Raw genomic sequence first — 23,647 nt, 5'->3', positions numbered from 1 at the left:
CCATGCCAACCTATCGCGCGCCAGTCAGGGACTGGCTCTTCATTCTTCACGATTATCTGCGGGTGGAGGAACGCAAGGACCTTCCCGGGTTTAACGAACTCACTGCCGATCTGACTTCGGCCGTTCTCGAAGCCGCAGCCCAGTTTCATGAGGAAGTCCTGCACCCGCTCAATCAGGCTGGTGACGGCGAGGGAGCCCATTTTCTCGATGGTCGGGTCCGCACGCCTGGCGGCTTCAAGGCTGCCTGGGACGCCTATCGCGAGGCCGGCTGGCACCGCCTCAGTCTCCCACAGGAACTGGGCGGCGCTGGACTTCCGCCGGTCATGGCGGTGCCGGTGTCGGAGATGCGCGCGTCCACTGGCCATTCGTTTTCGATGTACAGCAGTTTCTGCGCACCCGCGGCCAGCATGCTTGCAGCGCTGGCCCCTGAATGGATCAGACGCCATGTCGTACCTCGTCTCTCGGACGGTGACTGGACCGCGACGATGTGCATGACGGAGCCGCAGGCCGGTACCGACCTGCGCCAGATTTCGACGCGCGCGATATGCCAGCCGGACGGGACGTGGCGCATTCACGGACGCAAGATTTTCATCTCCGGCGGTGATCACGACCTGACTGACAACATCATTCACATCGTGCTTGCCAAGGTACCCGATGCGCAGGGACGCGTGACGGCGGACCTCTCATCGGTGCACGTGTTTCTGGTGGCGAGGAACATGATTGATCCTCATACCGGCGCACAAGGCGAACTGAACAACGTCTTCGCACGCTCCATTGAGCACAAGATGGGGATCGAAGGCAGTGCAACCTGTGCACTCGATTTCGAAGGCGCGGTGGCGTGGCGCATTGGCGATACGGGCGGAGGAGGTACCGCCGCCAACATGGCGCCAATGTTCCATCTGATGAATTACGCCCGCGTAGGCACCGCCCTGTCCGGGGTTGGATACGCTGAGATCGCCCGGCAGAACGCGGCGGACTACGCGCGCGAACGCCGCTCGGGACGTGCGGGTTCAAAGCTGCGCGACACGGCGCAGGCGGCGGACCCCATCATCGCGCACGCAGATGTGCGGCGCCTCCTGCTCGAAGCGCGGTCTTTTGCTGAAGGGGCGCGTGCAGGCGCCATGCGCGCGGCGATGTGGCAGTCGATTGCCCGGTCGGCACCCGACCTGCAGGAGCGACAGGCGGCCGCCGACATGCTCGATATCCTGACGCCCGTGATGAAGGCATTCTTTACGGACCGTGGCTTCGATGCTGCAGTCGCGTGCCAGCAGGTGTTCGGTGGACACGGCTACATCAAGGATTACGGCATCGAACAGTTCGTACGCAATGCCAGGGTCGGCCAGCTATACGAAGGCGCAAACGGAATTCAGGCTACTGATCTCGTACACCGCAAGCTGTTCGCGCACGAAGGTCGCCCCTGGAAACACTTTGCGCGAGCGATTTCCGGTTTCGTCGACCGTCATTCAGATGATGTGCAGCTCAAGCCATACACGGTCCCGCTGCGCGATGGGCTGCAACGCCTTGGCGCGTCCATCACGTGGCTGAACACAGACGGCCGCGCGAGCTATGGCCTTGCCGATGCCGCGTCATACGACGTTCTCACTGCAATGGGCATCCTGTACGTCGGCTGGATCTGGAGCGAAATCGCCGCGGTAGTACTCGACGGTTCGGGATGCCGGTTCGTTGACGAGACCACACGCCTGACCAAGCTGGCATTGGCAAAGACGTGGATGCAAAGACAGATGCCGCTGCTCGAGGCTATCTGCCGTCGCATTGAATGTGGCAACGACAGCCTTCTGTCCATGCCCGACGAGTGGATTTGACAAGACCGTCTGTGTGCGCCCGTGAAGCCGGCTCCGGTCAGGGCAATGAGGGTGGACTGCGCGCGCGGGTCTTTGGCTCGATGATTTTGTTAATCCCATGAACGGATCAGGAATTTTATGAGCGAATTACCGCTGACCAAGGTCCGCGTCAAGTCCATGACACTGCTTGCGGATAGCGTTGTTGGCCTCGTACTGGAGGCGCTGGACGGTCGCGACCTGCCCGCCGCAGGCGCTGGCTCGCATGTTGATGTCAACCTGACTGCAAAGCTCTCCCGAAGTTACTCCGTCGTGCGCTGGGATGGCTCGCCAAAGCGTTATGAAATCGCGGTCGCCAGAGACGCCAGTAGTCGTGGCGGGTCGCGGCACATTCACGAAACGCTGCGCGTGGGCGATGTCCTGCAGATCGGTGAGCCTCGCAATCTGTTTGCGCTGGTAGAGAACGCGAGCTTGAGTGTGCTGTTCGCTGGCGGCATTGGAATTACGCCGCTCTGGTCCATGGTGCAGCGACTCGAAGCACTCGGACGTCCCTGGGTACTGCACTACGCGGCGCGTGACCGTGGCCGGGCTGCGTACATGTCGGATATCGAACAGCTATCTGCGGCTTCGGACAGCGGCAAACTGCACGTCTATTTCGACAACGAGCCAGGCGGACAACGGCTGGATATTGCGACGGTTCTTCGCGAAACCCCGAGCGATGCGCATGCATACTGCTGCGGCCCCCAGTCGATGCTTGACGCGTTCGAAGCGGCAGCGGCGGGCCGGCCTGCGGAGACGGTACATCTGGAGCGGTTTGCACCCGCGCAACAACAGGGTGCCAGCCGGGACTTCACGGTTGTACTGGCGAAATCGGGGCAGTCATTCGAAGTTCCGCATCATCAGTCGATTCTTGACGTGCTGCTCGAAAACGGCGTCGACGTTCCGTATGGCTGCATGCAGGGGGCCTGTGGGCTTTGCGAGACGCGCGTCCTTGGTGGGACGCCTGATCATCGGGACAGCGTGTTGTCTGCGGAGGCCCGGGCTGCCGGGCAAAGCATGCTCATCTGCTGCTCGCGAAGCGCGACCCCCCTGCTGATGCTCGACGTGTGATTTTCTTTTCGCATCGTCCAGCCTGTCGAGGACGTTGGCAGCCGCCTGCGCGTCGACAGCGTGCAGGAGGTGAACTGCCAGCTTCAAGGTGTGGCCGGGTCGAGTTCCACAGCCTGCCTGGCGAGTTGGGCACTGCGCACCCGGCTCATCAGGATGCGCAGACTGGCGACATCTTCACCACTGAGGCAACTGAAGAAGTCACGTTCGGCTTCGTCGATCCGGGATTCGCACCGGACCAGAACCTTGCGTCCCGCTGCAGTGGACGAGATCAGCATGGTGCGTTTGTTGAGCTGGGTCGATTTCCGTTCGACGAGTTTCTTGGCCTCAAGCGCGCGGATGAACTCGCCCATGGACTGTGCCGTCATCATCGTCTTGCGTGCCAGGTCGGCCGACGATACGGGCTCGTGGTGCGCAATCAGGTTAAGGACCATGTATTGACCAGCCGTGATGTCGATCGCCAGCAGACATTCGTCGAGCCTGCGACGAATGAGTTGCTCGACTTGCTGGATGTAGAAGAAGGTGCGAGCGCTAACGGACATCGGATCCCACTTGTTGTCTTGCGGCTCGGGCCCATTCCGAGCGTTGAATCAGAAGAGTATACCGCTATTCCGGATAACGAAAATGGTCCGTTGGGTAGAGAAAAGCCGGAACCGTTCGGCGAGGTAAGGGCTGATGGGCCATTGGGCGCCGCGGTGACGCTGGAGTCCGGCGGCAGCACACCGGGCGGGCAGAAGAAGCCTGTTACCAGTATTTCCCGAATCAGCGGAACGGGCGCACAAATGACTCGAATCCTGGCGCCGCTTACGCGGAAGAATTCCGCGGGGCTTCAGACCAGTCAGCGGACTGGCGCCGGTCCCCTGACGACAAACAAGGAACGGATATGAGGGTGTTAGTCGCAGTCAAGAGAGTGGTCGACTACAACGTGAAGGTCCGCGTGAAGACGGACGGCACGGGCGTCGACATTGCAAACGTGAAGATGTCGATGAACCCGTTCGACGAAATCGCCGTCGAGGAAGCCGTGCGCCTGAAGGAAGCGGGCGTGGCGACCGAGGTGATCGCGGTGTCGGCGGGCGTGGCGCAGGCGCAGGAGACGCTGCGCACGGCGCTGGCCATCGGCGCGGACCGGGCCATCCTGATCGAATCGAACGAAGACCTGCAGCCGCTCGCTGTGGCGAAGCTGCTCAAGGCGCTCGTGGACAAGGAACAGCCGCAGCTGGTCATCCTGGGCAAGCAGGCCATCGAGGACGACTCCAACCAGACCGGCCAGATGCTTGCCGCACTCGCGAACCTGCCGCAGGCGACGTTCGCCTCGAAGGTGACGGTTGCAGACGGTAAGGCCACGGTGATGCGCGAAGTGGACGGCGGTGCCGAAACGCTCTCGCTGAAGCTGCCCGCCGTGGTCACGACCGACCTGCGCCTGAACGAGCCGCGCTACGTGACGCTGCCCAACATCATGAAGGCGAAGAAGAAGCCGCTCGAAACCATCAAGCCCGAGGACCTCGGCGTGGATGTGACGCCGCGCCTGAAGACGCTGAAGGTTGCCGAGCCGCCGAAGCGCTCGGCCGGCGTGAAGGTGCCGGACGTGAAGACGCTGGTGGAGAAGCTGTCGGCCTCAGTTAGTGCTTTAGCACTTACTGGGGCCCCATGCAGGGCGAAGACCGAAGCGAAGGTGCTGTAAGGGAGCGACGACAAATGACGATTCTGGTAATTGCGGAACACGACAACGCGACCGTGAAGGGCGCGACGCTGAACACGGTGGCGGCTGCGACGAAGATCGGTGGCGACGTGCACGTGCTGGTAGCCGGCCACAATGCGCAGGGCGCGGCCGAAGCCGCAGCGAAGATTGCGGGCGTATCGAAGGTGCTGCTCGCCGATGCGCCGCAGCTCGAAGCGGGCCTCGCGGAAAACGTCGAGGCGACGGTACTGAACATCGCGAAGGACTACTCGCACATCCTCGCGCCGGCCACGGCGGCGGGCAAGAACGTGACGCCGCGCATCGCGGCGAAGCTCGACGTGGCGCAGATCAGCGACATCACGGCCGTGGTCAGCGCCGACACGTTCGAGCGTCCTATCTACGCGGGCAACGCGATCGCAACGGTGCAGTCGGGCGACCCGATCAAGGTCATCACGGTGCGCACCACGGGCTTCGACGCCGTGGCGGCCGAAGGCGGCAGCGCGTCCATCGAGAAGATCGAGGCCGCGCCGGACGCCGGCATCTCGCAGTTCGTGAGCCGCGAAGTGACGAAGCTTGACCGTCCCGAGCTGACGAGCGCGAACATCATCGTCTCGGGCGGCCGGGGTCTCGGCAGCGGCGAGAACTATACGAAGGTGCTGGAGCCGCTCGCCGACAAGCTCGGCGCAGCGCTGGGCGCCTCGCGCGCGGCGGTGGACGCGGGCTATGTGCCCAACGACTACCAGGTGGGCCAGACGGGCAAGATCGTGGCGCCGCAGCTGTACGTGGCAGTGGGCATCTCGGGTGCGATCCAGCATCTGGCCGGCATGAAGGACTCGAAGGTGATTGTCGCGATCAACAAGGACCCCGAAGCACCGATCTTCAGCGTGGCCGATTACGGCCTCGTCGGCGATCTGTTTGCGCTCGTGCCCGAACTCGTCGCCACGGCCTCGTAAGCGGCAAGGAACAAGCGGACGCCCGTCACCGCAGCGTCCACCTGTTTGCACGGCGATGAAAACTGATGTGCTGGCCGATTGCTGCCCATGTTGGTCTCCGCTGCCCTTGTCCTGGGCCGGGGGGGGGGGCTGTTCCTGCCGCGACCGGCTAGCGAAACGCGCCCATTTGCGACGAGATCATCTGCAGCATCTTGTTCGACGCAACGGACAACGTGCGTCCCGAGTTCGGAAAGGGCGAACTGCTTCATGATGTTGATGGAGTTGGTCGTGACCCCGCAACGCTATTTGGACGTTCTATCGAGATAATGCTGGGCCGCGCGGATCACGTGCCGCTCGGCGAGCAGCGCAGCGAGCGCCGCGTCGCCGGACTGGACGGCGCGCAGAATCGCCGCGTGCTCTTCCCAGGTCTGCCGTATTTCGTCTTCCGCCGCATTCACGAACAGCATCCGCGTGCGATCGCGCAGCGTTCGCATGAGGTCGGCGAGCATGGTGTTTGCACCCGCTGCATAGAGAAGATCGTGAAAGCGGGCATTGAGGTCGAGCAGTTTCGCCGTTTCTCCAGATGCCATCTTGGCATTGCCTTCTGCCAGAACTTCGGCGACCTTGCTGGCGAGTTCGGGGGTGCAATGCTCCGCGGCCAGTCGGGCGTTTAGCCCCTCGAGGGTAGCCCGGATCTGCACCATTTCGCGCGCGGAAGCGGGGTCAAGCGATGCAACGATTGCTCCGTGGCGGGGCCTGACTTCGACCAGCCCCTCCGCAGCCAGCGCACGCAAGGCCTCGCGAACGGGTACACGCGAAACGTTCAGTTCTTCCGCGATGCGCCCTTCGATGAGACGCGTGCCCGGCGCATAGGACCCTGAGGTAATGGACTCCCTGATCCGCGCGGTGACCAGTTCGGACAGCTGGCGGTGAAGAATCGGAGCGGAACCGGGTCGCTCCCGATTGTCTGCCGGATTGCCTGCCGTTGTCGCTGCGATATCCGACGGTGTGTTCATTGGGCGTTCACGCTCGTTAATGCGGCCGGATTGCCGACTATACAAAATCAGTCGCCAATTCTAGCGCACTCCCGGTTTTTTGTAGACAGTACACTCGCGCGGACCATTGACCGACGCGCCAGGTGCAGCCGGCCGGCGCTGCGCCGGCCGGCTTGCCTGAGCGGCGCTCGCCCACCGAGGGCATTACCCCGCGTGCACACGGCTCGCAGCCACACGGCCCAATAGCGGAACGATGATCGCCGCCGCAATGCACGTCAGCGCGCTAACGGTGGCGAGACTCAAGCCCGGAATCAATGGGAGCAGCCCGCGCAACACGCCGCGAGCCGTGGGGTCCGCCAGCACCAGTTCGCCAGCGATCCAGCCGAGGAGGCCCGCGCCAGCGTATACAAGCGCCGGCACGCGCTCGAGCACCGCAAGGATAAGCCGGCTGCCGAACGCAATGACGGGGGCGCCCATTGCCAGACCCACGAATGTGACGACGAGCTGGGATTTCTCCGGTAGCGACTGGGCCACCGCGGCCGTGGCCAGCGCGTTGTCCAGGCTCATCGCGAGATCGGCCCACATGATGGTCGTCACCGCTCGCCACAACGCGGTGGTCTGGCTGACAGATGCACCGTCCTCGCCCGGTCGTACGAGCTGCACGCCAATCCACATCAACAGCGCTGCGGCGATCAGATGCATGAAGGGGATGGCGAGCAGCTTGCCGATCACCCCGATCAGCACGACTCGGAGCACGATGCCAAGCCCGGTGCCGAGCAGGATCCCGAGACGCTGCTGCTTTGCGGGGAGGGAGCGGCAGGCCATTGCGATGGCGATGGCGTTATCCCCCCCTAGCAGCACGTTGACGAAGACGATCTGGATAGCCGCCCAGCCGTCATGCGCCAGCGTTTCCGAAACGAACAGGGTCATGGAAGGTACCGTTCAACTGATCGCCACGGCGAAAAGGGTGGCGGCGATCAGGCCGCAGACCACGGGCACGAAAAGGGCACGCACCGCATCCAGCACCGGCACGCGCGCGAAGCCCGTGACGGCGATGAGCGAGGACCAGGCAACGAGCGTCCCGCCTCCGGTCCACACGGCGCCCATCTGGCCGATGGCAGCGAGCGTGGAAGCCGGCATGTGAGCCATCGGAGCCAGCGCGCCCGACAGCGAGCCAGTCAGCGGAAGACCGGCGAAGCCGGAACCGTCGATGCCGGTGATCATCCCCGTCAACAGCACGCCGAACGACACGAGTATCGGGCTGTGCGGAATGAACTGACTGCACGCCTGGACCAGTTCGAAGAGCAGCGATGGGACGTGGGCGCCGGACTCGATGCCGAGGATCGGACCCGCGGTGCTGCTGTCGCCGACGAAGAAGAACCCGGCAATCGGCAGCACGGCGCCCATGGCCTTGAACGCGAACACGAAGCCATCGATGATGTGCGACGCTGTGCGGTCGAGGAAGCCTTTGCGTCCGTAGGAAAGCGTCGTCAGCATCATCAGGACTGCTGCCATTCCGCCGATCAGCGAAGCCGCATCGCCGCCGCGAATGACGGACGCTCCGACGAGATCCGGCCGGGTCATCACGATCACCACCGCAAGGAACGTGAGCGGCGTGATGATGGAGAACACCTTCGACCACATTCCCCTTCTTGGCGGGAACACGGTATCCACCATCGACGGCAGCGTGAGCACTGCCGCCCCGGAGGAAAGTTCCGGCACGGCTTCGCCGACATCTGTGGCGTCGTCGTGTGCCCCGCTCGTGCTGCGTGCGAGTTCGGCTTTCGCAAAGCTGCCCTGATGAGCCTCGGGCTCGCTGCCCGGGTACAGCTCGCCCGAGAATTCCCATTCGGTCAGATTTTTCGCGCCGGCTTCCTTGACGTTTTTGCGCACCGTGAAGTACCAGCAGAGACCGAGCGCAACAGCGCCCGCAATGATGGACAGCAGCAGCGCGGTGTTCGCTACGGGCAGCATGTCGGTTCCCGCCGCCTTGGCGCTGATACCGGGCGCAACCTTGATCACGTAATCCGACGACAGGGCCATCCCCTGGCCGGCAATGGCAATGGCGACGGCGGCGCCCAGTGGAGGAAGTCCTGCATAGATCGCTGCTGGAATAAGGATCGCGCCGACCAGCGGCACCGCCGGCGTTGGCCAGAAGAACAGCGAAATCAGGTAAGTGATCAACGCGAGAATGAAGAAGGCCGCGTGACCGTTGACCATGATCTTTCTGAATGGCCGCACCATCCTCACGTCGGCGCCGATTTCTCGCAGCCCGTTGAGCAGGGCCGTCATCAATGCGATGACCAGAAAAATGTTGAAGAGCTCGTGAGCGGCGGTCAGGCTGCCCATGAAGATGGCCTGCAACGCGGTGAGTACCTTGCCCGAGTACGCGAGCGCCACAGCGAAGGTGGCGAGGATGGCGGGAACGACAACGTTCGCGCGGAAAATCATGGTGACGACAATGGCCACTACGCCGACCAGATAACAGAAGTGGGCCGGCGTGAGGGCGGTGAGAGGGTGCATGAGGAACCTCGGCTCGGATAGTGGGGTGTGCAGACAACGTGGTTTTGTGGGGCGGCCTCTTTCGAGGACCGTCGGACGCACTTCGGTGCCGCTATACCGTTAGAAGCTGTGCCGCAGACCGACGCCTATCGAGGCCTGTTTCTGGTTGCTCGACGGTTCGATGAACTGCGTGACCTGGGCGACCGCGGCATCGCCCATCGCGCGCTGGAACGTGGCGAACGCATAGAGATCCGTACGCTTTGACAGACTGTAGGTCGCCGTCGCGTTGTACTGGAGGTAGCGGGGGTCGCCATCGTTGGCGTCGATCTTGCCATCGGTATACGTGACGCCGAGTCCGGCGGAGAGCGCCGGGGTAAAGAAGTAGACGCCGTTGACCTCGTAGTTCATGAAGTTGACGTTCTGGCCTTCGAAGCCGGCCTTGTAGGTCGTGCTCGTGATGTCGCCGCCCAGCTTGACCGGGCCGAACCGGTAGGCCGCGCCGCCGCCGACCGTCAGGAACGAATGCGCGACCGTCACGAACTGGCCGATGGCGGAGTTCGTGGCTTTCCAGAACGTCCCGGCCGACCGGTCTCCGGGCTGCCGCGCGTAGGTCATGCCGAAGCCGACATATAACGGACCGTCGTCGTAGCTGCCGCCGATGCTCCACATGCTGTCCTTGCCGAAGCTTCCGGCCTGGCCGCCGAAGCTGTACAGCGCGCTGCCGGTGAATGCCCCGTAGGTTTTCGTGTATTTCACGGAATTGTCGACGCGTACGCCGCGGTTCGTGAGATCCATGTCGCCCGGATGCTCCATGTAGACGGACCAGTCCGCGGCGGTGAGATGAGCAACGTAATCCACCATCGATTCGTATTGACGGCCGAAGGTCAACGCACCCCAGCGGTCGTTCTGGATTCCGACGTAGGCCTGACGGCCGAACATCAGGCCACCCTGGCCGAGCGATCCGTCCGTGACGTCAAAGCCGTTCTCGAGCCGGAAAATTGCCTGCGTTCCGCCGCCCAGGTCTTCCCTGCCGAGCAGCCCGAAACGGCTGCCGCGCGTCGTGCCGCTGCTCATTGCCCATGTTTTCCCGCCTCCCTGGTTGGTTGTGTACTGAATCGAGGCGTCAATCAGACCATATAACGTGACACTTCCCTGTGCATGCGCGGCGGCGGCGGTGCACGAAAGTACGGCAGCGGTACAGAGCGTCTTGTTCATCGATATTCCTGTCTTGAGAGTGGGTGCATGAAGCTCGGGAATGGGAATCGCCAAGAGGAAATTCTGTACAAAGTATGTCGTATACAAAAAAGCCGAACGCAAATTTTGATTCGGGTGTACCCCTGGTAGCAGTCGAGCGGATTGCGGAAATTGTTTTGGCGTGCGTCGGAACGGCGCGCTGGCGGGCACTGTCCATAAAAGCAGCGCGAGTCAGCAGGGACGACGGAATGACCGGTGTAAGAAGGCAAGCCCGGATCTTTTCAGCGTCGATCGGTTTTTAAGTACATCGTATACCGTGAGAGGCGCCATAAACTTTGGCGCGTCGACGCTGGTTACGTCGGGGCTCGGGCGAGCGCGTTCGCCCACGTGGCCGTTCCCTTTGCGTAGTCGCTTCCGTTGCTGGTGCGCCAGCAGTCAGCGGTTTTCTGGCGGCCCTGCGCTGACGGTTTGCCGTGCTCGAAAATCAATGGCGATTTTTGCTGGAATCCTGAGACATGGATTTCTCATGCCGCACGATCACGAAGCTCGGCAAAGCGCGGGCGCGCATCGAATGGTTTTCGCCGATCTCGATCCGGCCGCCGTCACCATCGCCGGCGACGCCGTGCGTCGTCAAACCGCTGAACCGCCGATCGCGCAGGCCTGCTGCGAACGGGCTGCAAACGGGCTGCAAACGGGCCGCAGTCATACGCGTCAACCACGGGAGTGCCGCTATACGGCGATGGCGGGGTTTCCCGCGTTGCCAATGAAATGCAGGATCTCCCGCCCGAGGTATTCTTCGCCGGAATTGAAATGCGCGACGATCGACGTATGGTTGTGCCCCCGCAATTGAATCAGGCGTGGCGGGACGCCCCGATGGCGTAGCGCTTCCAGAAAGAACTGCACGCCATACTCGTCGAGATACGGGTTCTCGAATTCGGCCACCGCGATCATCAGCGGGACGGTGGATCGCGCGACGTGCGTGAGCGGCGAGCGCTCGTGGTAGCGCGTCTCGTCGTCGCCGAAATAGGCGCGCACGGGTTTCGCGTTCGGATTGCCCGGGCGGGTGTCTGCGACCAGCCGCGCGCTGATCAGCACGAGGCCGGCGACGGGCGGCGGCGGAGTTTTGTCCGTGACGGCCGGGTCGAACAGGCAGGTTGCGGCGTGGGCGCCGCCTGCCGAATGGCCGATAACGAAGACCCGGTCCGGATCGATGTTCAGCTTGGCGGCATGCCGATGAACGTAGGCCAGCGCGTCGGCCACGTCCTGCGCTCCTCCGGGGTAAGGCGCTGCGTCGGCGAGCCTGTATTCGACGTTGATCGCGGCAAGCCCCTGCGATGCGAACCAGTAGCAGACGTTGTCGTATATCTCGCCGTTGACGCTTTTGTTGCCCCGAACAAACGCGCCGCCATGCACGAATACCACTGCGTCCAGCTTTCCATCGTCGGTGCGGCGGCCGCTTTCCGCGTGACGGGCGGCCGGCAGAAACGTATCGAGCGTGTGTCGCTCGTGGGGGCCGTAGCGCACGTCGCGTTCGACCACGATGCCGTCCCTGGGCGCAGCCGCAACGAGCGGCGTATAGCATTGAATGACGGTCTGGCGATGGCCGAGGATGTCGTGTCCCCAGCGTGGGCCGATGTCCAGCAGCAGGCGGCGCTGGTCGTCGGGCAGGGAGCCCAGCGGCTCGAGGGTCGATCGTCGGGTCACCATGATATGCACACATCCCCGTTCACGAATGTCTGGCAGGCCATGCGGTAGCCTGCCGCGATTTCGGCCGTGCTCAGGTGCCGTCTTTCCTTGTCCTTCACGGCGTCGGTATTTTCAAGACCCCGTTCGACCTTGCACTTGCACGTCCCGCAAAGGCCGCCGCCGCACTTGAAAGGGATTCCGCCTTTTTCGCGCAGGGAAACGCGAAGCAGATTGCTGTTGGGCGGAGCGCTCACGCACTTGTTGTCGTTGCTGAGGAAAGTAATCTGGATCATGCAGAAAGCCTGTTCTGTTCACGTGGCGGGATCGAAACGAAAACGTCACGCGGCGGACACATCGGTTCGCCGCACCAGCCGTGCATTGGAATTGCGCGTGCCGACCAGTACCTGGAGGGCGCCGAACGCGGTGTCGCGGTTGGAGAATTTTTCGAGGAACCGGATCGGCATGTCGTTGACCGTCGCGTCGCCCGACTCATCGACGATGCGGATTCTGGCCTCGCCGTACACCGCCGCGATCACGAATGTCGCGAGATGGCGCTCGCAATACAGGTAGTCCCATGCCTCCGCGGGCGCCAGTTTGCCGATGGCTTCGGTCCGGTACTGCCCCGGCTTGCTGGTGAGAATCACGTAGGCGACGGGACTGATTGCCGTGCCGTTCACGTCGTCTCCCGGTCGGTTTGTTCGAGCTCGATGTCGTGCTCGATCCACAGCTGGCAGGCGAGACGGTAGCCCTGCTCCAACCGCTCGCCGAGCTGTTTCCTTTCCTTCCAGTTGGGCGGCGGAAGATGTTCGCCGCCGGCATGGACGACACACGCGCATCGGGAGCACTTTCCCATGCCGCACTCGTAACGAAGATGCGGGTAGGGGAACTGCTTGATTCCGGCGCGAACCACCAGATTGGTGTGTTCCTTGACTTCGTCCCGGTAGGTCTGTCCGTCCCGGTGAAATGTGACCATCGGCATTACCGTCCTTCCTCTGCGTCGGATGGGGTGCGATCTGGCGTCGACCAGTCTTGCGGCGAATTGTATCAACCCAATGGAACATTGTATACTTTGTTCAAATCACTCAAGATGGCCGATATGGGCAACCGCGTCATCTCTTCGGTGGTTTGGGTGATAAGCCTTTATCACCGGCGCTTCGGCACCTGAATGAAATACTGCTCACCTGCGCATCTCAACTTTAAAGTATACAGTATTCTTTTATTCATCTATTCTATCCCCGCTGTCTGCTGTTCGAGCCGCGAGGTCGCGTTCGGCAGACGTCGTTCCCACCAGGATAAGGAGCAAAGAGATGGCCGAATTGATGAATCGAGACGAATTCCGCAAGGCGCTTGAAGAAGCCATCAAGGGCAAGAGCGCCAACAAGGCACCGTTCAGCGTTGCGTGGGCGAGCGGCAAGCTCAGCCGCGCGCACCTCGCCCGCTGGGCCGAGAATCACTACCACTATGTCGGCCCGTTCGCCGACTACCTCGGTTACCTGTACGCCCGCACGCCCGACCATATGACCGAGGCGAAGGACTTCCTGCTGGCCAACATGTACGAGGAGGAGATCGGCGGCGACCGTCATACCGACCTGCTCATCCGTTTTGCCGAAGCGTGCGGCACGACGCGCGAGCGTGTGATCGACCCGGACAACATGTCGCCGACCACGCGCGGCCTGCAGGCCTGGTGCTACTCGGTGGCCATGCGCGAGGATCCCGTCGTCGCCGTCGCCGCGCTCGTGGTCGGGCTCGAATCGCAGGTGCCCTCGATCTATCGCAAACAGACGCCGACGCTGCGGGAAAAGTACAAGTTCACGGACGAAGAGGTCGAGTTCTTCGACCTGCATATCGTGTCTGACGAGATCCACGGCGAGCGCGGCTACCAGATCGTGCTCGAAAACGCGACTACGCCGGATCTTCAGCAACGCTGTCTGAAGATCTGCGAAATCGGCGCGCAGATGCGCCTGCTCTATACGACGGCGCTCTATTACGACTATGTCGAAAAGGAAATTCCGCTGCCGGAACTGGGGCTCGCCGCCTGAGTCCGTCCGGGTCGGGCGTTACGGCCCGGCCGTTCTGTTCGTGTAGCGGCGGCCAGGTGAGCGCCGCATAAAAAGGGAAGTGGTGTGATGAGCGAATCCGCAACCGTATTCAAGAACCTGATCGCGGGGGAGTGGACCGACAGCGTCAGCGGGAAGACTTTCGCGAATATCAATCCCGCCGATACCCGCGACGTCGTCGGTCATTTCCAGTCGTCAGTGACAGCGGATGCACGGGCGGCGATCCACGCGGCGTCGGCTGCATTCGGCCAGTGGCGCCGCACGCCGGTCTTCGCGCGGGCCCGAATCGTCAACAAGGCGGCCGACTGGCTCGAGGCCCGTGCGGATGCATTTGCCGCGGAGTTGACGCGCGAAGAAGGCAAGCCGCTCGCGCAGAGCCGGGATGAAATACTCCGGTCGGCTCAGGTACTGCGTTTCTACGCGGTCGAAGCACAGACGTTCACCGGTGAGACGTTTCCGGGCGACGATCCCGACCAGCAGGTGTTCACACAACGCGAGCCGCTCGGCGTGGTCACCGTCATCACGCCGTGGAATTTTCCGATCTCGATTCCGGCGCGCAAGATTGCCCCGGCGTTGATGGCCGGGAACACGGTGATTTTCAAGCCGTCGTCGGACGCGCCGCTCATCGGCTACCGGCTCGCGGAGGCGTTCGCGCAGGCCGGCATTCCCGCCGGTGTGCTCAATTACGTCACGGGGCGCGCGTCGGACATCGGCGCGGCGATCACCGAATCGCCGGCCGTGCGGGCGATCTCGTTTACGGGGTCGACTTCGGCGGGCGAGCACATTCATCGGTCGGTGCCGATGACGACGCGCACGCAGATGGAACTGGGCGGGAAGAATCCGCTGATCGTCATGGAGGACGCGGATCTCGACCGCGCGGTGGATCTCGCGATCAAGGGCGGGCTGTCGCTGAGCGGGCAGGCCTGCACGGGCACGAGCCGGCTCCTCGTGATGGAGGCGGTGCGCCGCGCATTCACGGAAAAGCTGGTGGCCCGGGTCAAGAGCCTCAAGATCGGCAGCGGCGTCACGCCGGGCATGGACCTCGGTCCACTGGCGAATCGCAGCCAGCTCGACACGGTGCTCGACTACGTAGCATCGGGCAAGGCGCAGTCGACGCACTTGATCGGCGGGGATCGACTGACGACCGATGGCTTCGAGCATGGCTATTACGTGACGCCCGCGGTATTCACGGACGTTCCGGAAAGCGCGCGCATCTATCGCGAGGAAATCTTCGGGCCCGTGCTCGCCATCGTTGCCGTGACGAGTTACGACGACGCGATCGCCAGGGCGAACGACACCGAATATGGTTTGTCAGCCGCCATTGCCACGTCGAATCCGCGCTATATGCACCGGTTCGCCGACGACATCGAGGCGGGCACCGTCAAGATCAACCGCACGACGACCGGCAACGTGATCAATGCGCCGTTCGGTGGGTTGAAGCGCTCCAGCACTTCGACGTTCCGTGAATCGGGCCGCGCAGGGCTCGAGTTCTACACGCAGATCAAGACGGTCTACCGCGGCCTGTAACGCGAACATGTGCCAACCGTTGCGCGCGGTTCGCGACAACGACATCCCATTCAATCGGAAACGCATCATGAAGAGTTCTCTCAAACTTGAACTGGCCGAGGCGCGTGTGATGGCCTGGGCCGCGCTGGAGCGAGCGCAGGCCATCAACGTGCCGGAGTCGGTCTGCATCGTCGACAACGGCGGCTATCCGCTCGTGCTGGAACGGATGGACGACGCACGCATCACCGGGCCGCAGATCGCATGGAACAAGGCGTTCACCGCGGCGGGCCACAAGCGCTCCACGCATCTGTTCACGAAGGCGCCCAATGGTCCCGCGTTGCCGGGCAACGAAGCGTTCGGCATTCAACTGAGCTTCGAGGGGCGCTTTGCCGCCTTCGTCGGCGGCTTTCCGATCGTCGTCGACGATCAGGTGATTGGCGGCGTCGGACTCAGCGGCGGCAACGGCGAGCAAGACACGCAGTGCGCCGTGGCGGCGCTGCAGGCGCTGCACGACCTGCTTGGCGCGAGCGGTCATCGCGTCGTCGTGGAAGCCGACATCAAGAAGTGACGCTGCCCGCCGCCTGGTAGCAGGCCGGTCCATTGTTTCGTTAGAGATGCGATATGGTCTATCAGATAGAAATGGCGGGAACCGGCGAGCGATTTGAGGCCCGCGCCGACGAGTCGCTGCTCAAGGCCGCGACCACGGCGGGAGTCGCGATTCCTCACGATTGCCAGTTGGGCGGATGCGGGACGTGCCGTGTGAAGGTGGTGAGTGGCGCGCACGAGTACGACGAATTTCCGTTCGGCCTCTCGCAGGAGGAGGCCGATGCGGGTTTCGTGCTCGCCTGCCAGGCACGTGCGCGCAGCAACATGGTGATCGCTGCTGCACAGGCGGGTGCAGATGTGTCGGCGCCGATGCGGATCGAGTCCCGCGTCGTCGACATTAGCCCGCTCGGGCCGGATGTCCGGCGCCTCGCAATTGCGCTGCCGGAGCAGGTGGACCTGAAATTCAATCCCGGACAGTACATGAACGTGCTGCTGGGCGATGGCGAACGCCGGAGTTTTTCGATGGCCTCGTTCGCCGGTTTGCCTGTACTGGATTTCCATATCAAGCGGGTGCCGGGCGGCCGGTTCACCGATGATGGGCTGTCGTCGCTGAAACCGGGGGATCGCCTCGCTGTCGAGCTGCCACTGGGCAGTTTCCATTTCCACGCGGAGGACTATCGTCCGCTGCTGATGGTCGTGACCGGGACCGGGCTGGCGCCGGTCAAGGCCATTCTCGAATCGCTCATGGACGATCCCGACTGCCCGCCGGTATGGCTCTACTGGGGGGCGCGCAGCGAAGCGGATCTGTATTTGCACGATGAGATCCAGCAATGGGGCGCGCGTCTCTACGAGTTCGAGTATGTGCCGGTGCTTTCGCGCCCGGGCGCGGGATGGACCCGAAGACGGGGCTACGTGCAGCACGCGGTGTGCGAAGACTTCGCGGACCTCTCCGAATACTCGATCTATCTGTGCGGGTCCCCCGCCATGATCGACGACGCGCGGCGGCATTTCCTGGAGAAAGGCGCGAGCATCGATCACCTCTACGCAGACAGCTTCACTTTTCAGCACGACGCAAAAGCGCTGGCAAACAGCAGCCTGTGAGCGTTGCTTATGGCCCGGCAGGGCGCGTGTTCGTCGTGCCGGGCCCAATCCACCATGCAGTGGTGGGTGGACTGCATTTTTCCGGCATTCCTATTCTGGTTGAGAAAGGGCGATTCCATGATTCATTTTACGGATGCGCAGATCGACGAACTGATCGATATCGACGACGCCATCCCGGCGCTCGAACGGGGATTCCGCGATCTGGCGAACGGCCGCGCGGCCGTCCAGCAGCGCATACGTACGGAGGCGGGCGGCGTGAAGCTCTCGACGTTGGGGGCCGTGCTGCCTGAGCAGGGTGTTGCCGGCGCGAAGGTCTATTCGACCATTGGCGGGCGCTTCAATTTTTCGATCGTGCTGTTTTCCACCGTCGACGGCCGCCTTCTCGCCACGCTGGACGCCAACACGATCACGCGTATCCGTACGGCTGCGACGACGGTTTTGGCGGTGCGCGCGCTGGCGGCAAAGCACGCAAAGACGGCGGCCATTTTCGGCACCGGCGTGCAGGGCAGGGCGCATGCGCTGGCGCTGGCCGGGCATACGGGGCTCCGATCATTTCGCATTGTCGGTCTGGAGGCGATGCACGAACTGGCGGCGCAGGTCGAAGCCGCGGGCGCGTCGCGAGGCGTGGAGGCCGTGGTGTGCGACGCTGCGGACGCGGTTCGTGGTGCAGACGTTATCGTGACGGCGACCCGCGCCACGGGCGCGCTGTTCGACGGCACGACCGTGGCGCCGGGCACGGTCGTGGCGGCCATCGGTTCCAGCCTGCCCACGACGCGTGAACTCGACGACGCGCTGATCGCGCGGGCGTCACGGATCGTGGTCGAGTTGCGGCAGCAGGCGCGTGAGGAGGCGGGCGATCTTCTGCTCGCGCAGCCCGGAACGTTCCGATGGGCGGACACCGTCGAGCTTGGTGACGTCCTGGTGGGAAACGCGAAGGGCCGCGTACAGGACGACGACGTGATCGTCTACAAGGCGGTGGGCATCGGGTTGCAGGACATCGTTCTCGCCGGCATCGCGTGGGAGAAGCATCTCAGACGGCCGGGGTGCTCGCTCGTATACGCGCGGTAATTCCCTTCGGTTCGGGCGGGCGCCGGCAGCAGCCTTGTCTTTTCGTAGAAGCGGATAGTTTCGACCTTCGTGCCCGTCGCACGCGCGAGTTGTTCGATCGCCGGCGGCTCGTGTGGCATGCCCTTGCCCCTGGAGTGACGACAGGGTCTATCGTAGTGACCGTGATGAAAACTGCCGTGATGAAAACTGTCGAGGTCGAAACGGTGAACGCTCCTCTTGCGCTGAAACTGCGGATTGAAGGCATGGACTGCGCGTCGTGCGCGCTGAAGATCGAGAACGCGATGAAACGGCTGCCCGGCGTGTCTGACATCAGTGTCAGCTTCGGTCAGGAAAGCCTGAGCCTGAAGTTCGAAGAGGGCCGTACGTCAATTGCCGCGATCGAGAACGTGGTTCGCACACTCGGCTTTACGCCAGTCGGCGGTCGCGGAGGCGAGCCCGCTGGCGCCGGGCGCTCCAGTGGATCCGGCCGTTCGCCCTGGTGGCGCACGCGCAAGGCCAGGCTTGTTGCCGCTATCGGCGTACTGTTCATTGCCGCGGCATGGACGGCGCACCTCACGCCGACCGTCGCGCGGTGGGCATGGACGGTCGCGGCTGTCGTCGCGATGGCGCCGTTCGTGCGGCGCGCGTATGCCGGCATGGTGTCCGGTACGCCGTTCAGCATAGAGACGCTGATGTCGGTCGCCGCGCTGGGCGCGTTGTTGATCGGTGCGGCACAGGAAGCCGCGGCCGTGATTTTCCTGTTCGCGGTGGGCGAAATGCTCGAAGGCGTGGCGGCCAGCAAGGCGCGTGCCGGCATCGAGGCACTCGTGGCCCTCGTGCCTCGCGATGCGCTGCGCGAGCGCGCCGGCACCCTGGAACGAGTGCCGGTCGGTCGGCTCGCGATTGGCGACGTCGTCGTCGTACGTCCTGGCGATCGCATCCCGGCCGACGGCAACGTGGTCGACGGTGCGGCGGACGTCGACCAATCGCCGGTCACCGGCGAGTCTGTGCCGGTCGCGAAGGCGGCGGGCGCTGCCGTGTATGCGGGCAGCGTGAGCATCAACGGCGAGTTGCGCATCGACGTGCAACGCGCGGCCGCCGATAACACCATCGCGCGGATCGTGCATAGCGTGGAGGTCGCGCAGGAATCGAAGGCGCCCACCGCGCGGCTGATCGACCGCTTCAGCCGACGATATACGCCAGCGGCGATGGCGATCGCGTTGCTGGTCGCCATCGTGCCGCCGCTCGCGCTCGACGGGGCATGGCAAACGTGGATCTACCGCGGCCTCGCGACGCTGCTGATCGCGTGTCCGTGCGCGCTGGTCATCTCGACGCCGGCGGCGATCGCGTCGGGCCTCGCCGCACTCGCGCGGCGCGGCATCCTCGTGAAGGGCGGTGCGGCGCTCGAAACGCTCGGACGCATCCGGACGGTCGCGTTCGACAAGACCGGTACGCTGACCGCAGGCCGCCCGGAGGTGACCGACGTCGTCGCGCTGGCGGCCACGCCGGACGAACTGCTCGCGAAGGCAGCCGCCGTCGAGCGCAAGGCGAGCCATCCGCTGGGCGCGGCCATCGTCGCGGCCGCGTGCGAACGCAGGCTCGAACTGCCGGCGAGTTTTGGCGCTGCACTGACCGTGCCGGGCAAGGCGATTACGGCGCGTCTGAAGACCGGCTTCGTGTCCGTCGGCTCGCCGCGTTACGCCGCCGAACAGGCCGCCCTTGACGATGCTGTCGCCGCACAAATGCAGGCGCTCGAACAGCACGGCAAGACGGTCGTCGTCGTACTGGAGGGCAAACGCGTGCTGGGGCTGATCGCGCTGCGCGACGAACCGCGCAGCGATGCCAAGCGCGCAGTCGAGACATTGCACCGGATGGGCGTAGACACCGTGATGCTGACGGGCGACAACCGCCGCACGGCGGACGCGATCTCTGGTGTGCTCGGCGTGCGGTCGGTTGCGGAATTGCTTCCCGACGCGAAACTCGCGGAGATCGCGCTGCTGCGCGAGCGTGGCGCGGTCGCGATGGTCGGCGACGGCATCAACGACGCGCCTGCGCTCGCTGCAGCGTCGGTCGGCATCGCGATGGGTGGCGGCACCGAGATCGCGCTCGAAACGGCGGAAGCTGCGTTGCTGCGCGACGAGATGATGGGGGTAGTCGAACTGCTCGCCGGGGCCAAAGCGACGCTGGCCAACATCTGGCAGAACGTCGGGCTTGCGCTGGGACTGAAGGCCGTGTTCCTCTGCACGACGCTGCTTGGCGTGACGTCACTGTGGATGGCCATTCTCGCCGACACCGGCGCGACGGTGCTCGTGACCGCGAATGCCTTGCGGCTGCTCCGCCGGAGCGCAGTTGCGGCGTGACGATGGCGATCTCCGGCTCGCCGCGCTGCGCACCCTCGAGTTCGAGACCGCTATCTGCCTCATCACAACGCACAACGAAAGCTGCACCTTCAACGACAGGGTGAGCCGGCTATTCGCCATCCAGGCGCGCCCATCGCGTCCTGCATCACGCGATTTTCTCGAGCCGCGAGTGTGGGGCGCCTGCATTGTTCGACATCGATTCGCGTACGTAGCGCGCGAACGCCAGCGCCGACGGCTGCGCCGTCGAGGGCAACCGCAGACAGATCGCGAACGCCGGAAGTGCAGGCAAACCGGCCGCATGTGGCTGGATCGTTTCGAGGTCGGGGGGGACCGTCGAGGCGAGCCACGCCGTGATCGCAAGGCCGGCACGCACCGTTGCAGCGGTCGCCTCGATATTCCCGCTCTCGAACACCGTGCGCCAGGCAATGTCCTCGCTCGCAAGCGCGCCGAGTACCACCGGACGAAACGCGCAGCGCTCGTCCACCATCGAAAGCGGCAACGGCCGCTTTTGCCAAGCTGCACTGCCGCGGCAGCTCACCCACACCAGCGGTTCGATGCGGATCACTTCTCCCCTGGCTTCACTCGCGACACATTCGACCAGTGACAGGTCGAGGCGTCCGCTGGTTACGGCGTCGCCGAGTTCCGGCGACGCGGCGCACACGAGCGAAAGCTCCACGCGCGGATGCGCTTCGGCGAATGCTTTCATGGCGGGCGCAAGCGGCGTCACGAGATCGTATGGCACACCGACGCGCAGGACGCCCTGCAGCGACTGCGCGTTCATGTCGGCCCAGATGTCGTCGTTGAGCTGCAGCATCTGCCGCGCCTTCGCAAGAAGTTGTTCGCCCTCGCGCGACAGTTCCAGCTTGCGTGCTTTGCGGATGAACAGCTGGCACGCGAGCCCGTCTTCCAGTCGTTTGATCTGCTGGCTGACGGCGCCCTGCGTCCGGTGCAGCCGATTTGCGGCCACCGTCATGCTGCCGCTGTCGGCAACGCTGACGAAGGTTCGGATCAGATCGAGGTCAAGATTTCGGGTCATCGACGCATTATGCGGCTTAATGGATGGCATCAGTATTATTGCCTGTTCTGATGCGTTGGCAATCCGTACAGTACGAGCCACGACTACCCGCACGTGCACCCATGAGCTCGATCCTGCCGCTTCTCCTGTTCGTCACCGTCGCGACTTTCACGCCGGGCGGCGCCACCATGCTGGCTACCGCATCGGGCGGCCGCTTCGGCTTTGCGCGTTCGATTCCGCTGATGCTCGGCATCGCGATCGCACTGGCCTCGCTTGCCGCGGTCGCGGCGCTCGGCCTCGGCAAGCTGCTGCTTGCGATACCTGCGCTGCAGACCACCGTGAAAGCCATCGGCTCCGCCTACCTGCTGTGGCTCGCGTGGCGCATCGCGCGAAGCGGTTCGCCCAACGCCGGCGCCGGCCCCGCGCAGCCGGTCACGCTCATGAGCGGCATCTTGCTGCTATGGCTCAATCCGAAGAGTTGGGCCATGACGGTGGGCGCCGCAGCGTCTTTTGCGCTGCTCGCAAGCAGTCCGAGCCGACTCGCTCTGTTGCTGGGCACCGCGTTTGGTCTTGCCGCATGCGTCTCGCTCGCCCTGTGGTGTGCGCTTGGCATGCTGCTGGCACGGCTTTTCCGCACGCCGCTTCATTGGCGCATTCTCAATCTTGTTATGGGCGTGCTGCTCGCTTCATCCATCATTCCGACCTGGAGGTGATCGTGTCAGTCCATCCATTTGCCGAGTCGTTCGCGCTGGAAGCCGCGTTCGGCGATGTGTCGGAATATTGGTCGCCGAAAGTCGTCGCACAGGTCAACGACCAATTCGTGAAAGTCGCGAAAGTACGCGGCCAGCTTGTGTGGCACGACCACGCGAACGAGGATGAACTTTTCTTCGTCGTGCGCGGCCATCTGAAGATCGAATACGAAGAAGGGCGCGTTGTCGATCTGCCTGCCGGTTCGATGCACGTGGTGCCACGCGGCACGCTGCACAACCCGGTCGCCGACGAGGAATGCTGGATCGTGCTGATCGAACCGATGCAAACGAAGCACACGGGCGACGTGGCGTCGCCGTTGACGAAGACGATCGAGGAGCAGTTGCGCTGAGTACGTTCGGTTCGTCGCTACGCGATGTCGAAGTCCTGTCCGTTATCGGACATTGCGCTATCGGACATTGATGGACGATGTCGAATCCGACCTCTTCGGGGCGCGTAGAGCCGACCATCTTCGCTGGCTCGATATGCAGTCGCCAGAGCCGGCAAGCCGAGACGCGGGAGGTGGCTTCGGTCACTGGCGTGCACGGTCAGCCTGGTCCGCAGCGTATTCCATCGACGACATCCGCTCAGGAAACGACGACGGTAAATTCGATGCCCGATTCGAAGTCCAGCGTCGTGGTCGAGAAACGCGGATCGCTGTCGAGGTAGTGCTTGTACGGTCGAACGGCGTCCTCGGCGGTGTACATGTTGTCGGCGAGCACGATCGATCCCGGGCGCAGCAGATGCTCGATTTGCCTGAACAGCCTGAGATAGGTGTCAGCCCAGACGTCGATGAATACCATGTCGAACGTACCGTCCAGTCGTGCAACGGTCTCGAAGACGTCGCCTTCCCTCAGGTCGACATAAGCGTCCAGGGCCGCGGCTTCGACGTGGGTGCGCAGATGTGCGCACTTGAGCGCGTCACATTCGGTTGCTACGACCACGCCACGACCCAAAGTGCGCAGGGCCTCGGCGAAATACAGCGTGGACACGCCGCAGGAGCTGCCGAGTTCGAGGATTCGGGCCGGCTGTCGCGAGAGCACCATGTTGCGCAGAAATCTTCCCGTCTCCGCCGACACGGCCAACAATAGAGAACTGCCTTGCGAGGATTCGAAGTCTTCGCTGGACAGCCCGAGCGTTTCGAGAAACCGTCCCCGCAACCGGGGCGCGAGCGCTTCGTATTCTTCAGCGAGCGTCAGAAATGCCTCGTTCGACCCCGGGTACTGCGCGCGTGCGCGCGCCAGCATTTCGGTCTGACTCTGTTCGTGAAGCCGTTGCAGCAGAAGGGCGGTGGATGAAACCATGTGCGTTCCTTGGCGAGATCGATAACGGCGCTGGCGGCGCTGATGTCGCTGATGTCGATTACGTAGCTAGC

General features: G+C 63.6%; 24 protein-coding genes and 1 pseudogene. 12 read left to right on the top strand and 13 right to left on the bottom strand.

What is annotated here, in order from left to right; genetic code table 11:
* Window positions 1-2: 2 nt before the first annotated feature.
* Both PXJ20_RS06465 and PXJ20_RS06460 read left to right on the top strand, forming a co-directional pair.
* Window positions 3-1,823: an acyl-CoA dehydrogenase family protein gene (locus PXJ20_RS06465; RefSeq protein ID WP_126878368.1), complete on the top strand. Its 1,821-nt coding sequence runs from the start codon at window positions 3-5 to the stop codon at window positions 1,821-1,823.
* A 117-nt stretch (window positions 1,824-1,940) separates the two neighbouring features.
* Window positions 1,941-2,909, top strand: coding sequence for a PDR/VanB family oxidoreductase (locus tag PXJ20_RS06460; RefSeq protein ID WP_421029583.1), 969 nt, complete (start codon window positions 1,941-1,943; stop codon window positions 2,907-2,909).
* An 83-nt stretch (window positions 2,910-2,992) separates the two neighbouring features.
* On the opposite strand, the gene PXJ20_RS06455 is transcribed toward PXJ20_RS06460, so the two are convergent.
* Window positions 2,993-3,448: a MarR family winged helix-turn-helix transcriptional regulator gene (locus PXJ20_RS06455; protein ID WP_017776290.1), complete on the bottom strand. Its 456-nt coding sequence runs from the start codon at window positions 3,446-3,448 to the stop codon at window positions 2,993-2,995.
* 341 nt (window positions 3,449-3,789) lie between these two features.
* On the opposite strand from PXJ20_RS06455, the gene PXJ20_RS06450 reads away from it, so the two are divergent.
* Window positions 3,790-4,587 (top strand): electron transfer flavoprotein subunit beta/FixA family protein, encoded by a 798-nt coding sequence (locus tag PXJ20_RS06450; protein WP_421029582.1) that lies wholly within the window; start codon window positions 3,790-3,792, stop codon window positions 4,585-4,587.
* Between the two features lie 14 nt (window positions 4,588-4,601).
* Window positions 4,602-5,537: an electron transfer flavoprotein subunit alpha/FixB family protein gene (locus PXJ20_RS06445; protein ID WP_413212171.1), complete on the top strand. Its 936-nt coding sequence runs from the start codon at window positions 4,602-4,604 to the stop codon at window positions 5,535-5,537.
* A gap of 281 nt (window positions 5,538-5,818) precedes the next feature.
* On the opposite strand, the gene PXJ20_RS06440 is transcribed toward PXJ20_RS06445, so the two are convergent.
* The 9 genes from PXJ20_RS06440 to PXJ20_RS06400 all read right to left on the bottom strand — a co-directional run bounded on the left by PXJ20_RS06440 (window position 5,819) and on the right by PXJ20_RS06400 (window position 12,872).
* On the bottom strand, window positions 5,819-6,532 hold the full coding sequence (locus tag PXJ20_RS06440; RefSeq protein WP_421029581.1) for a GntR family transcriptional regulator: 714 nt from the start codon (window positions 6,530-6,532) through the stop codon (window positions 5,819-5,821).
* 183 nt (window positions 6,533-6,715) lie between these two features.
* The gene (locus tag PXJ20_RS06435) at window positions 6,716-7,441 is read right to left on the bottom strand and encodes a YjbE family putative metal transport protein (RefSeq protein ID WP_421029580.1); all 726 of its coding nucleotides are present in this window, start codon (window positions 7,439-7,441) and stop codon (window positions 6,716-6,718) included.
* Window positions 7,442-7,453: 12 nt separating this feature from the next.
* Window positions 7,454-9,034: a hypothetical protein gene (locus PXJ20_RS06430; RefSeq protein WP_421030933.1), complete on the bottom strand. Its 1,581-nt coding sequence runs from the start codon at window positions 9,032-9,034 to the stop codon at window positions 7,454-7,456.
* 99 nt (window positions 9,035-9,133) lie between these two features.
* A complete protein-coding gene (locus PXJ20_RS06425; RefSeq protein ID WP_421029579.1) occupies window positions 9,134-10,228 on the bottom strand; it encodes a porin in 1,095 nt (364 codons plus the stop codon).
* Window positions 10,229-10,691: 463 nt separating this feature from the next.
* A complete protein-coding gene (locus PXJ20_RS06420) occupies window positions 10,692-10,913 on the bottom strand; it encodes a hypothetical protein (protein WP_421029578.1) in 222 nt (73 codons plus the stop codon).
* A 23-nt stretch (window positions 10,914-10,936) separates the two neighbouring features.
* Window positions 10,937-11,914, bottom strand: coding sequence for an alpha/beta hydrolase (locus tag PXJ20_RS06415; RefSeq protein ID WP_421029577.1), 978 nt, complete (start codon window positions 11,912-11,914; stop codon window positions 10,937-10,939).
* Window positions 11,908-12,186, bottom strand: a complete 279-nt coding sequence (locus PXJ20_RS06410) for a 2Fe-2S iron-sulfur cluster-binding protein (RefSeq protein WP_017776300.1) — start codon at window positions 12,184-12,186, stop codon at window positions 11,908-11,910. The genes PXJ20_RS06415 and PXJ20_RS06410 overlap by 7 nt, the downstream gene beginning before the upstream one ends.
* Before the next feature lie 45 nt (window positions 12,187-12,231).
* Complete coding sequence (locus PXJ20_RS06405; protein WP_421029576.1) at window positions 12,232-12,570, bottom strand: hypothetical protein; 339 nt, start codon at window positions 12,568-12,570, stop codon at window positions 12,232-12,234.
* Complete coding sequence (locus tag PXJ20_RS06400) at window positions 12,567-12,872, bottom strand: 2Fe-2S iron-sulfur cluster-binding protein (RefSeq protein WP_017776302.1); 306 nt, start codon at window positions 12,870-12,872, stop codon at window positions 12,567-12,569. Before PXJ20_RS06400 ends, PXJ20_RS06405 begins: the two co-directional genes overlap by 4 nt.
* A gap of 328 nt (window positions 12,873-13,200) precedes the next feature.
* Here PXJ20_RS06400 and PXJ20_RS06395 point away from each other — a divergent pair, with 328 nt between their 5' ends.
* From PXJ20_RS06395 to PXJ20_RS06375, 5 genes are all read left to right on the top strand, one after another.
* On the top strand, window positions 13,201-13,932 hold the full coding sequence (locus PXJ20_RS06395; RefSeq protein ID WP_017776303.1) for a TenA family transcriptional regulator: 732 nt from the start codon (window positions 13,201-13,203) through the stop codon (window positions 13,930-13,932).
* 87 nt (window positions 13,933-14,019) lie between these two features.
* Complete coding sequence (locus PXJ20_RS06390) at window positions 14,020-15,477, top strand: aldehyde dehydrogenase family protein (RefSeq protein ID WP_421029575.1); 1,458 nt, start codon at window positions 14,020-14,022, stop codon at window positions 15,475-15,477.
* Between the two features lie 67 nt (window positions 15,478-15,544).
* Window positions 15,545-16,024 carry a GlcG/HbpS family heme-binding protein gene (locus PXJ20_RS06385; RefSeq protein ID WP_413212164.1) on the top strand — a complete coding sequence of 160 codons (480 nt, stop codon included), beginning with the start codon at window positions 15,545-15,547 and terminating at the stop codon, window positions 16,022-16,024.
* A gap of 53 nt (window positions 16,025-16,077) precedes the next feature.
* Window positions 16,078-17,103 (top strand): 2Fe-2S iron-sulfur cluster-binding protein, encoded by a 1,026-nt coding sequence (locus tag PXJ20_RS06380; RefSeq protein WP_421029574.1) that lies wholly within the window; start codon window positions 16,078-16,080, stop codon window positions 17,101-17,103.
* 117 nt (window positions 17,104-17,220) lie between these two features.
* A complete protein-coding gene (locus PXJ20_RS06375; RefSeq protein ID WP_421029573.1) occupies window positions 17,221-18,171 on the top strand; it encodes an ornithine cyclodeaminase family protein in 951 nt (316 codons plus the stop codon).
* Here the strand turns inward: PXJ20_RS06375 and PXJ20_RS06370 are convergent.
* Window positions 18,135-18,290, bottom strand: a pseudogene (locus PXJ20_RS06370) (MerR family DNA-binding transcriptional regulator); the annotation flags it as partial. The gene PXJ20_RS06375 and the pseudogene PXJ20_RS06370 sit on opposite strands and share 37 nt — an antisense overlap.
* Window positions 18,291-18,350: 60 nt before the next feature.
* Between PXJ20_RS06370 and PXJ20_RS06365 the strand changes: the two are divergent.
* Window positions 18,351-20,510: a heavy metal translocating P-type ATPase gene (locus PXJ20_RS06365; protein WP_421029572.1), complete on the top strand. Its 2,160-nt coding sequence runs from the start codon at window positions 18,351-18,353 to the stop codon at window positions 20,508-20,510.
* Window positions 20,511-20,655: 145 nt separating this feature from the next.
* Here PXJ20_RS06365 and PXJ20_RS06360 read toward each other — a convergent pair whose 3' ends face one another.
* Window positions 20,656-21,546: a LysR substrate-binding domain-containing protein gene (locus tag PXJ20_RS06360; RefSeq protein ID WP_277598115.1), complete on the bottom strand. Its 891-nt coding sequence runs from the start codon at window positions 21,544-21,546 to the stop codon at window positions 20,656-20,658.
* A 101-nt stretch (window positions 21,547-21,647) separates the two neighbouring features.
* Between PXJ20_RS06360 and PXJ20_RS06355 the strand changes: the two genes are divergently transcribed.
* Window positions 21,648-22,238, top strand: coding sequence for a LysE family translocator (locus tag PXJ20_RS06355; RefSeq protein ID WP_413212160.1), 591 nt, complete (start codon window positions 21,648-21,650; stop codon window positions 22,236-22,238).
* A 2-nt stretch (window positions 22,239-22,240) separates the two neighbouring features.
* Window positions 22,241-22,624: a cupin domain-containing protein gene (locus PXJ20_RS06350; protein ID WP_421029571.1), complete on the top strand. Its 384-nt coding sequence runs from the start codon at window positions 22,241-22,243 to the stop codon at window positions 22,622-22,624.
* A gap of 235 nt (window positions 22,625-22,859) precedes the next feature.
* Here PXJ20_RS06350 and PXJ20_RS06345 read toward each other — a convergent pair whose 3' ends face one another.
* Window positions 22,860-23,576: an O-methyltransferase gene (locus tag PXJ20_RS06345; RefSeq protein ID WP_421029570.1), complete on the bottom strand. Its 717-nt coding sequence runs from the start codon at window positions 23,574-23,576 to the stop codon at window positions 22,860-22,862.
* Window positions 23,577-23,647 lie beyond the last annotated feature (71 nt).

This window comes from Paraburkholderia sp. A1RI_3L (assembly GCF_048957895.1).
Lineage (GTDB): Bacteria > Pseudomonadota > Gammaproteobacteria > Burkholderiales > Burkholderiaceae > Paraburkholderia > Paraburkholderia kururiensis.
The sequence above is the reverse complement of the archived record's forward strand: the minus strand, read 5'-3'. Positions and strand labels throughout refer to the sequence as shown.